Here is an 8,887-nt window from a genome sequence, read left to right on the forward strand (position 1 = left end):
TTGGCATTTTATCAATATGATTAGTCAGCAATTGGATAGAGTTGGTCAACAATATCCCCAATTACCACAGGTATTTTGTGGTGGTGTATTTCAAAACAAAACCTTACTCAGCCAGTGTATTGATGATTGTAAACGTGGCCAACGGCAAATTTTACCCAGTGGCCATATTCCCATTAATGACGGTGGTATTGCATTAGGCCAATTGTGGTATGGCATACATCACATGGCGTAAGTGTATCGAGTACTCTTAACTTCTTAACCAATGTAAGTAACTTAAGTAACTTACATTGGTTAAGTTACTTTAATATATGCATTTTTTATCGTAATTGGGCTAACAACCAGAATCGCTAAAGCTGTCATGCAGCATAAAAATTGACCTTCAGATAATTGTGGCATCTGTCACATAATTAACGCAATAACACTGTTGTTCACAGTGTTTATTGCAAAAACTGATGTGTATCAAAGAATCCTTTATCCACTTAACCGACACTAGTTAATAAGAATAACAACAAGGTTAAGGAACATAACATGTGTAAAGATTGCGGCTGTTCAATTACCCATGATCATGACCATACTCTTCATAGTAATCCTCAGCTTAACGATAAAAAGACCTTAGCGGTTATCCATAAAATACTGGATAAAAATGATGTCGAAGCACAGCATAATCGTGATCATTTTGCGGCTCATCAGGTCAGCGCCTTTAATCTAATGAGTAGCCCTGGCAGCGGTAAAACCAGTCTTTTAGAATGTTTACATGAATACCTTGATGCTCGCTATGCCGTAATTGAAGGCGACCTTGAAACCTCACGCGATGCCGACCGTTTAATTGCCAAGGGTATCAACGCCTATCAAATCCAAACTGGCTCTGCCTGTCACCTTGATGCATTTATGGTTCACGGCGCACTGCATCACATTAATTTAGATAATGTTGATATTTGCTTCGTTGAGAACGTGGGAAATCTTGTGTGTCCTGCCAGTTATGATGTTGGCACCCATAAAAATATTGTGTTGTTATCTGTGCCTGAAGGTGACGATAAAATTGAGAAGTATCCGGTGATGTTCCGCCGAGCTGACTTAGTGGTTATCACTAAATCTGACCTACTTCCTTACTTTGACTTTAGTATTGACGAAGCCAAAGCACAGTTAAGTAAATTGAATCCAGATGTCGAATTACTCGTCGTATCAGTGAAAAATCCTGATTCAATGAAAGTATTGGCAACATGGTTTGATGAACATAAGGAATATTAACTATGTGCTTATCAGTACCATCAAAAGTAGTTGAAATTCATGACGATGCAACAGTCACCGTTGACACACTTGGTGTGAAACGTCGGGTAAGTTGTCATTTAATATGCGATCCTTTGGCGTTAGGCGACTTTGTATTGATTCATATTGGCTTTGTGATGAATAAAATTGACCACAATGATGCACAAGAAAGCCTCGATTTATATCAACAAATTGTCGCTGAGATGGAATTGGAGTCTGAGCAATGATTAGCCTCAATGACTTTTATCAAGGATTTCGAGATCCTCAGACAATTCGTCATTTAGCGCAATTGATTGCTCAACAAGCGGCTAAAACGACTGAGCAAATTAACATTATGGAAGTGTGTGGTGGCCATACCCATACCATTATGAAGTACGGTTTATTACAGCTATTACCCGACAATATTCACTTTATTCATGGCCCAGGCTGTCCAGTGTGCGTTATGCCTAAAGAACGAATTGACCATGCAGCCACCCTTGCCTCACAAGCCGATACCATTTTAGTCACCCTAGGCGATATGATTAGAGTGCCGGGTTCAATGGGGAGCTTGGCGCAATTTCGGGCTAATGGCTGCGATATTAGGCCAATATATGACCCATTAGATACCTTGAAAATTGCCCAGGATAATCCTGACAAAACAGTGATTTTTTTCGCTATCGGTTTTGAAACCTCTACGCCCATGACTGCCGCTTTACTGGCACAGGCTGAAGCGCTGAAAATAGATAATATCTTGTTTCATATAAACCATGTGCTGGTTCCACCCGCCATTGATGCTGTGATGTCTGATAGTCGCAGTAAAGTAAACGCTTTTATCGGTCCGGCACACGTAAGCGTGATTAGTGGTGCTCAAATCTACCAATCTACAGTCGACCAATACAAAACACCTGTTGTGGTGTCTGGGTTTGAACCGGTAGATGTGATGGAATCTATTTTACGTATTACACGTCAAAAAGTGGCAGGCAAAGCAGAGCTAGATAACCAATACAGCCGCTCAGTGAGTTACGAGGGCAACATTGCCGCTCAACAGCTGGTCGACAAATATTTTATGGTCCGCGACAGCTTTCGCTGGCGCGGACTAGGCCCTATTGCCAAGTCTGCTCTAACATTACGCCCTGAATATCATCATCGCGATGCTGAACGCATTTATGCAAAAGTATTACCGACAACCGAAATTGACGACCATAAAGCCTGTATGTGTGGCGATATTTTGCGAGGCTTAGCCAATCCTAAAGACTGCAAAGTGTTTGGCAGAGGTTGCTCACCACAAACACCGCTAGGCAGCTGCATGGTTAGCTCAGAAGGCGCGTGTAATGCTTATTACCGCTATGGAGAAGTTAATCATGACATCTAAAAAGACGATTCAACTTAGCCACGGTGGTGGCGGTAAAGAAATGGATCAATTGATCCACGATTTGTTTTTTAAAGCCTTTGATAATCCTATTTTAACTTCGCAAGAAGACGCGGCCAAATTGAATATGTGTGGCCATATTGCTTTTACCACCGACTCTTTTACCGTTTCACCGTTATTTTTCGCTGGTGGCGATATCGGTAAACTCGCGATTGCAGGCACGGTAAACGATTTAGCCATGATGGCTGCACAACCCGAATATTTAAGCTGTAGTTTTATTATTGAAGAAGGTTTTCCACTGGATGACTTAACCACTATTGTGAATAGCATGGCAGCTGAATTACACAAATCAGGCGCGCGGATAGTTTGCGGCGACACTAAAGTGGTGCCCAAAGGCTGTGCTGATGGGCTATTTATTAATACCTCTGGTGTAGGGCGTATTTTGCATCCTGATATTTCAGTGCGCAATTTACAAGTAGGTGATGCCATTATTGTCTCTCGTGACATTGGTTGTCATGGGGCGGCAATTTTAATGGCCCGTGATGGCTTAACGCTCGAATCTGAGTTACGCAGTGACTGCGATACGCTATGGCCGATTATTGAACAACTGCTGGTGGCAAATATCGATATTCATGCCATGCGAGATGCGACTCGCGGTGGCTTATCTGCAGTACTCAATGAGTGGGCGAAAGCATCGAACATTGGTATTGATGTCGAAGAAGCCAGCATTCCAATTTGTGATGAAGTAAAAGGCTTATGTGAGTTATTTGGCTTTGAGCCTTTTGATTTAGCCAATGAAGGCACCTTTATTATGGCATTGCCTATGGATTTAGCCGAAGGTGCAATTGAGGTGATGCAGCGCTATGGACATTGTGAACATGCAGCAATTATTGGCCACGTTACTGAGCGTCACCCTGGCAAAGTGGTGCTACAAACGCCTTGGGGCAGCAGTCGCTATTTAGATTTACCACAAGGTGAATTACTACCAAGGATTTGTTAATGCACGAATACTCGATTGTGATGTCATTAATGGAACAATGTGAAGCACTTGCACTGCTGCATAAAGCCACACGAATTGAGCAAGTTGAACTGAAAATTGGGGTGTTAAGTGGCGTTGAGCCTGCCCTACTGTCGAAAGCGTTTGAAACCTTTAAATTAAACACTGTTTGTCATGAGGCAAGATTAGTTATTAATGTGCAGCCATTAGTATTGCAGTGCAATCACTGCAAACAACAATCGCAAGTAGATGAACGAACCATTGTTTGCCCTATTTGCCAGTCTAATAAAACCACCGTGATTGACGGTGAAGACATGATGTTAATGCAGCTTGTGATGGATACGTAGCACGAGTTTTTATCAAAGCGTTATATTGAAATACCCTAACCTAATAACCAGAGTAACCTTAAAATAGAAGGACAACACCATGAAATACTTATCAATTGCCTTTATCCTTGCCACTATTCCATCTATTGCTATGGCACATGAGGGCCATGGTGGTGTTGGACTGTTTCACCATTTTATTCAATTAACACCCGCCATTGCTCTTGTGGCCATTGTGGCGTTTATCTATTGGAAGCGCACTAAGTAATTGCCTAACCTGTAGTCAACACGTACTGTGGAGCAAAGCTAAGATGGTTGCTAGATCAACGCGATTAAACATTGGTTAACACATTGCTTTAAACGTTGAGAATATGATGCTCCCAAACAAATAAGCCTTCCATCGGAAGGCTTATTATCTTGTTGCATTACAAATAGGCTTAGAACATTTCTGCAGGCATTGCCATTATCGATTTATCACCTTGATTAACTTGTGATAAATGATACTGAGATTTTGATAACAGCTTATCCATATAGAAGTCAGCCACAAACTGCTTTTGGGCAGCAAAGGTTTTATCTTCATGGCTTGACGCTTTGTCGGCCATCAATAACCAGAAGTAACCGTATAGGGCATAACCAAAGGCATCTAAGAAGTCGACCGCACAAGAATTGACTAATGCTGGTTGAGTTTTCTTGTTGTCATTGACGTAGTTAGCTGTCGTGAGCAACTCAGCAAACACTTGGCTTACCATGGCTTTATGTTCAGCATTAGCTTGAGTTAATTGTGCAAGACTTGAATTCACTTCAGCAACAAATTCAGTCAAAGTGACCACGTTGTCGTAAGTAATTTTACGGCCTAAAAAGTCGATTGCTTGAATACCGTTAGTGCCTTCGTATATTTGTGCAATACGGGTATCACGAACAAATTGCTCGATTCCGGTTTCACGAATATAACCATGACCGCCAAACACTTGTTGGCCTATAACTGTGGCATCTAAACCGCGGTCGGTTAAAAATGCTTTTGAAACAGGTGTGAGCAAACCAACGTACCTAGCCGCTTTAGCTTGCACATCGCCGCTGGCATATTTTGCTAAATCTAGCTGCTTACCGGTATAAACCGATAATGCACGGCCTGCTTCTGTCATCGCACGGATAGTTAATAACATGCGACGTACATCGCCATGCACAATAATCGGATCAGACGTTGCACCCGTTGCAGAACCTGCTGCAGCAACACCCTGTAGGCGTTCTTTAGCATAATCACTGGCCATTTGATAAGCCGCTTGTGCGTTACCTAAACCTTGTAAACCAATGGCTAAACGTTCGTAGTTCATCATAGTGAACATACACACTAAACCGCGGTCAGGCTCACCAACTAAAAAGCCTTTGGCATTATCGTAGTTCATCACACAGGTAGCAGACGCTTTAAGACCCATTTTGTGTTCAATAGAACCCACCGTAACACCATTAGATTCGCCTAAGCTACCATCTGCATTTACGCTGATTTTAGGTACGATAAACAATGATATGCCTTTCGAACCGGGCAGTTTTGCTAATACTAAATGAATCACGTTTTCAGTTAAATCATGATCGCCGCCAGTAATAAAAATCTTGTTACCGGTTATAGAATAACTGCCATCATCAAGTGGTTCAGCTTTAGTACGAATACCTTTTAAGTCAGAACCTGCATGTGGCTCGGTCATGTCCATTGCTCCGGCCCATTGGCCAGAATATAAATTAGGTAAATAAGTTTGTTTTAATTCGTCATTGGCATGTGCATTAATACATAACGCTGCACCAGCGGTCAGGGAGTTGTATAACGTAAACGAGTTACACGCGCTGTAACTCATTTCATCGACTAACACGCCAAGCATTTTCGGCATCCCCATGCCACCAAAATCTGACTCGCCGCAAAGCCCTACCCAGCCACCTTCAGAAAACTGTTGATACACTTCTTTAAAGCCATCTGGAGTAATAATGTCATTACCTTTATGAACCACACCTTGCTCATCACCACTGCGATTTAAAGGGTGAAGCAGATCACGGCTGATCTTATTCGCTTCATCTAGAATGGCTAATGCGGTATCCATGTCGACAACATCTGCCATAGCAGGAAGTTGTTCCCACGTAGCTTGGGCATCAAATACCTGTTCCAACAAGAATTGCATGTCCTTCAACGGGGCTTGGTATGGGTTCATAAGAGTCTCTTAAACAAATAATTAAAACAGTTGTTTTAATTTATACTAAAGCGTCACAAAAAGAAAAGCTTTTTAGCAATTATCTAACCATAATTTGACGAATGTCGACTCATACCAGCCTTTATCTCGATAGTTTATGTTTCTCAGCCCAATAGGGTTCCAATGAGTTACAATTACCCGTACGATCCTTGAGTTAGCAGCTTATTTGATTGAGATCTGTGGTCTTTTTGAACTTTACTTTATGACCCAATAGTTCCAAACCCAAGTATTAAACCTTAGTATTAAGCCCGAGTATTAAACACGAATATTAAACTCTAGTAATAAACCATAGCGAACGGCACTTTTATGCATACACGTACTGAGCAGATCCCTTCATCATCTTCCCTATCTGGGCACTATCAGCAGATCACCGTCATTGGCAATGCACATGGCGATTGGCAACCTGCCGACATAGGACATACTTTCATTTTTAATGGGACTGAACATGATGCCGATAACGTTATTAACATTTGTAATGGCCCTTATGCCGGTTCGCATCAAGCCTTCGTTGTCAGTAATAGTCTAGATGACAATCAGTTAGTTTCATTACTAACCGAAGTGGGTGAAAAACTCGAAGGACAACTTAACTGCTGGCCATCTTCGGGATTGGCGACCATTCTATTGATGTCGTTGATGGCAACACAGGTCAATGTACAACGTATGTCTTTATTACCGTCTTTAGCGAGACCCAACGATATGCCCGCTTCAGAACATTTGCCTTGCATGGTGCATAATTGGTTAGGTGAGCGCCGTATTGCATTAGGTTTGCAACTCACCAATAATAATATTCAGTGGCCCGAATTGTTTGTAGATGATGCATCTACCCTATTGCTACACGATGTTGAACCTGTTGATATTAATCCGTTTGAAGTACTGTTGAGCGATGCGGTTCGTCGACGCCAAAATGATATATTGACCCCAGACAACGCTGATCCGCAATTTAAAATCGCCCAGCGTTTAGCCTTGCAAGTAACGACCGAACAACCTGATAATCTTGAAGTACAATATGCGTTGTTAGCCGCCTTGAGTAACTTACCAAGCGTGCAATGGTTAACCTATGCTAACCAAAGCGACCTAATTATGGCCGAGTCGTTGTTTTACAATCAGTATCCACAAACAGCCAGTTATTGGTACCTTATGGATAATCAAGCATCACAATACTTAGACACAATCCGCCATCACCTTGCTTATTGTCAGCAAGTCATTGCGTTAACGGCAAAACAGGCTAATGCAGACTCGTAAAATATTGATTAACACCAAACAAAAAACGCCTCTATTTAGAGGCGTTTTTTGTTAATGATTAACGGTTAATGGTAACACTTACCACATTAAATCATCTGGAATTGCATAATCTGCATATGGGTCATCGGCTCCGCTCACTTGCGCAACAGAATCTTTAGCGGCTTTATCCCACAAGTAACCACACCATTGTGGAACAAGTAACTTCACTCGCTCTGCGAGCTTATGCGGTACGATGTAGGTTTTATCTTCATAACGGACGATGCCTAAACTGCCATTGAGTAAATCAGCTTGGATTTTATCGGTAATATAAACCGAATAAATCTTGTTTTCTAACGTGAAGTTAAACTTAAGCTCAGCATCACGCGCTACGGTAATAGCAAACTTAGAAAACTCGCTGATTAAACCACGCACTTGACCTTTTTCAGCTGCTTCAGCAAAGCGCTTTTCATTCAATGCTTTATCTTTTTTCGCTTGCACTAACTTTTGCTCAGCAATTTGTTGCTTAAGCTCTGAGCTGCCGTCGTCAACTTTAGCTTTTTTGTCACGACGCTTTTGTGTTTTTGCGTCACGTACTTTTTGTTTACTGGCAAGACCTGCTTTAAGCAGTTGGTCTTGTAATGCGTTAGCCATGGAATTTACCTTTAAATTTATCGATTTTTATAAACCGTGCTTGGCGGCTATGTCGCCTAATTCTGTCATTGCAATACTGGCACCACCCAATGACCAACCACCGTCTACTGGTAATACAACACCGGTAATGTATGACGCCATGTCGGATGCAAGGAATAAGGCTGCGTTGGCAATATCTTGACCTTTGCCATTGCGTTTTAGCGGCACACTATTGGCCACTCGCTGTTGCATTTCATCACTGGGCGCTAAGCGGTTAAAGCCTTCGGTATCTGCAATTGGACCTGGTACGATAGAGTTAATTCGTATCCCTTCAACACCCCACTCTAGTGCTAATGTACGAGTTAACATATCGACGCCGGCTTTAGCGGCGCAAACATGCACTTGTAATGGCATCGCGATATACGCTTGTGGTGCTGAAATTTGAATAATGCTGGCATTCGGACGTGATAATAATGGGTAAGCTTGTTTTAACACTTGAAAACTGCCAATTAAATCAATATCAATAACCGATTTAAAACCATTGTTCGAAAGCTTTGCCGCACTGGCCGGAAAGTTACCCGCAGCCCCACTCACTAACACATCGATATGACCGTAGAGATCTGCAATTTTTGCAAAACCAACCGTTAATGCATCATTGTCACGTACATCAAAACTGACGCCTAAATGCTTGGCGTTTGGGTTAGCTTGGTTCAGTAATTCTACCGCGGCATTAACTTTATCAATACTGCGACTCGCGACCGCAACATTGGCTCCAGCGCTAGCAAATTGAATCGCAACTTGAAGGTTTATTCCAGATGTACCGCCAACCACAACAACATTTTTACCTGTGTAATCAAATCCTTTGCCA

At 42.1% G+C, this 8,887-nt stretch carries 11 protein-coding genes; 8 read left to right on the forward strand and 3 right to left on the reverse strand.

Features of this window, described 5'->3' with window-relative positions:
* The 7 genes from CXF78_RS03285 to CXF78_RS21375 all read left to right on the forward strand — a co-directional run.
* Positions 1-232 (forward strand): Kae1-like domain-containing protein (locus tag CXF78_RS03285; protein WP_145991364.1); only part of this gene is annotated, 232 nt, incomplete at its 5' end.
* 296 nt (positions 233-528) lie between these two features.
* Positions 529-1,248, forward strand: coding sequence for a hydrogenase nickel incorporation protein HypB (hypB, locus tag CXF78_RS03290; protein WP_011637565.1), 720 nt, complete (start codon positions 529-531; stop codon positions 1,246-1,248).
* Between the two features lie 2 nt (positions 1,249-1,250).
* Positions 1,251-1,493 (forward strand): HypC/HybG/HupF family hydrogenase formation chaperone, encoded by a 243-nt coding sequence (locus tag CXF78_RS03295; RefSeq protein WP_011637566.1) that lies wholly within the window; start codon positions 1,251-1,253, stop codon positions 1,491-1,493.
* Positions 1,490-2,617: a hydrogenase formation protein HypD gene (hypD, locus tag CXF78_RS03300; RefSeq protein ID WP_059743618.1), complete on the forward strand. Its 1,128-nt coding sequence runs from the start codon at positions 1,490-1,492 to the stop codon at positions 2,615-2,617. The genes CXF78_RS03295 and hypD overlap by 4 nt, the downstream gene beginning before the upstream one ends.
* Positions 2,607-3,614, forward strand: coding sequence for a hydrogenase expression/formation protein HypE (hypE, locus tag CXF78_RS03305; RefSeq protein WP_011637568.1), 1,008 nt, complete (start codon positions 2,607-2,609; stop codon positions 3,612-3,614). The genes hypD and hypE overlap by 11 nt, the downstream gene beginning before the upstream one ends.
* Positions 3,614-3,958: a hydrogenase maturation nickel metallochaperone HypA/HybF gene (locus CXF78_RS03310; protein WP_102035970.1), complete on the forward strand. Its 345-nt coding sequence runs from the start codon at positions 3,614-3,616 to the stop codon at positions 3,956-3,958. Before hypE ends, CXF78_RS03310 begins: the two co-directional genes overlap by 1 nt.
* Before the next feature lie 79 nt (positions 3,959-4,037).
* Complete coding sequence (locus CXF78_RS21375) at positions 4,038-4,202, forward strand: hypothetical protein (RefSeq protein ID WP_011637570.1); 165 nt, start codon at positions 4,038-4,040, stop codon at positions 4,200-4,202.
* Positions 4,203-4,371: 169 nt separating this feature from the next.
* Here the strand turns inward: CXF78_RS21375 and CXF78_RS03315 are convergent, their stop codons facing one another.
* Positions 4,372-6,129 (reverse strand): acyl-CoA dehydrogenase C-terminal domain-containing protein, encoded by a 1,758-nt coding sequence (locus CXF78_RS03315; protein ID WP_102035971.1) that lies wholly within the window; start codon positions 6,127-6,129, stop codon positions 4,372-4,374.
* Between the two features lie 345 nt (positions 6,130-6,474).
* Here CXF78_RS03315 and CXF78_RS03320 point away from each other — a divergent pair, with 345 nt between their 5' ends.
* On the forward strand, positions 6,475-7,410 hold the full coding sequence (locus CXF78_RS03320) for a hypothetical protein (protein WP_011637572.1): 936 nt from the start codon (positions 6,475-6,477) through the stop codon (positions 7,408-7,410).
* A 78-nt stretch (positions 7,411-7,488) separates the two neighbouring features.
* Here the strand turns inward: CXF78_RS03320 and CXF78_RS03325 are convergent, their stop codons facing one another.
* Together CXF78_RS03325 and CXF78_RS03330 are read right to left on the reverse strand one after the other, a co-directional pair.
* A complete protein-coding gene (locus tag CXF78_RS03325) occupies positions 7,489-8,040 on the reverse strand; it encodes a DUF2058 domain-containing protein (protein ID WP_011637573.1) in 552 nt (183 codons plus the stop codon).
* A gap of 27 nt (positions 8,041-8,067) precedes the next feature.
* The coding region (locus tag CXF78_RS03330; protein ID WP_257984821.1) for an SDR family oxidoreductase at positions 8,068-8,887 on the reverse strand (820 nt) is incomplete at its 5' end.

Origin of the sequence: Shewanella sp. 11B5 (genome assembly GCF_002836795.1) — a bacterium.
Classification (GTDB): Bacteria; Pseudomonadota; Gammaproteobacteria; order Enterobacterales; family Shewanellaceae; genus Shewanella; species Shewanella frigidimarina.

What these genes read in the sequence shown, in the direction of transcription:
- hypB (WP_011637565.1), top strand. Translation starts at nt 529, where the DNA reads ATGTGTAAAGATTGCGGCTGTTCAATTACCCATGATCATGACCATACT.
- CXF78_RS03295 (WP_011637566.1), top strand. Translation starts at nt 1,251, where the DNA reads ATGTGCTTATCAGTACCATCAAAAGTAGTTGAAATTCATGACGATGCA.
- hypD (WP_059743618.1), top strand. Translation starts at nt 1,490, where the DNA reads ATGATTAGCCTCAATGACTTTTATCAAGGATTTCGAGATCCTCAGACA.
- hypE (WP_011637568.1), top strand. Translation starts at nt 2,607, where the DNA reads ATGACATCTAAAAAGACGATTCAACTTAGCCACGGTGGTGGCGGTAAA.
- CXF78_RS03310 (WP_102035970.1), top strand. Translation starts at nt 3,614, where the DNA reads ATGCACGAATACTCGATTGTGATGTCATTAATGGAACAATGTGAAGCA.
- CXF78_RS21375 (WP_011637570.1), top strand. Translation starts at nt 4,038, where the DNA reads ATGAAATACTTATCAATTGCCTTTATCCTTGCCACTATTCCATCTATT.
- CXF78_RS03315 (WP_102035971.1), bottom strand. Translation starts at nt 6,129, where the DNA reads ATGAACCCATACCAAGCCCCGTTGAAGGACATGCAATTCTTGTTGGAA.
- CXF78_RS03320 (WP_011637572.1), top strand. Translation starts at nt 6,475, where the DNA reads ATGCATACACGTACTGAGCAGATCCCTTCATCATCTTCCCTATCTGGG.
- CXF78_RS03325 (WP_011637573.1), bottom strand. Translation starts at nt 8,040, where the DNA reads ATGGCTAACGCATTACAAGACCAACTGCTTAAAGCAGGTCTTGCCAGT.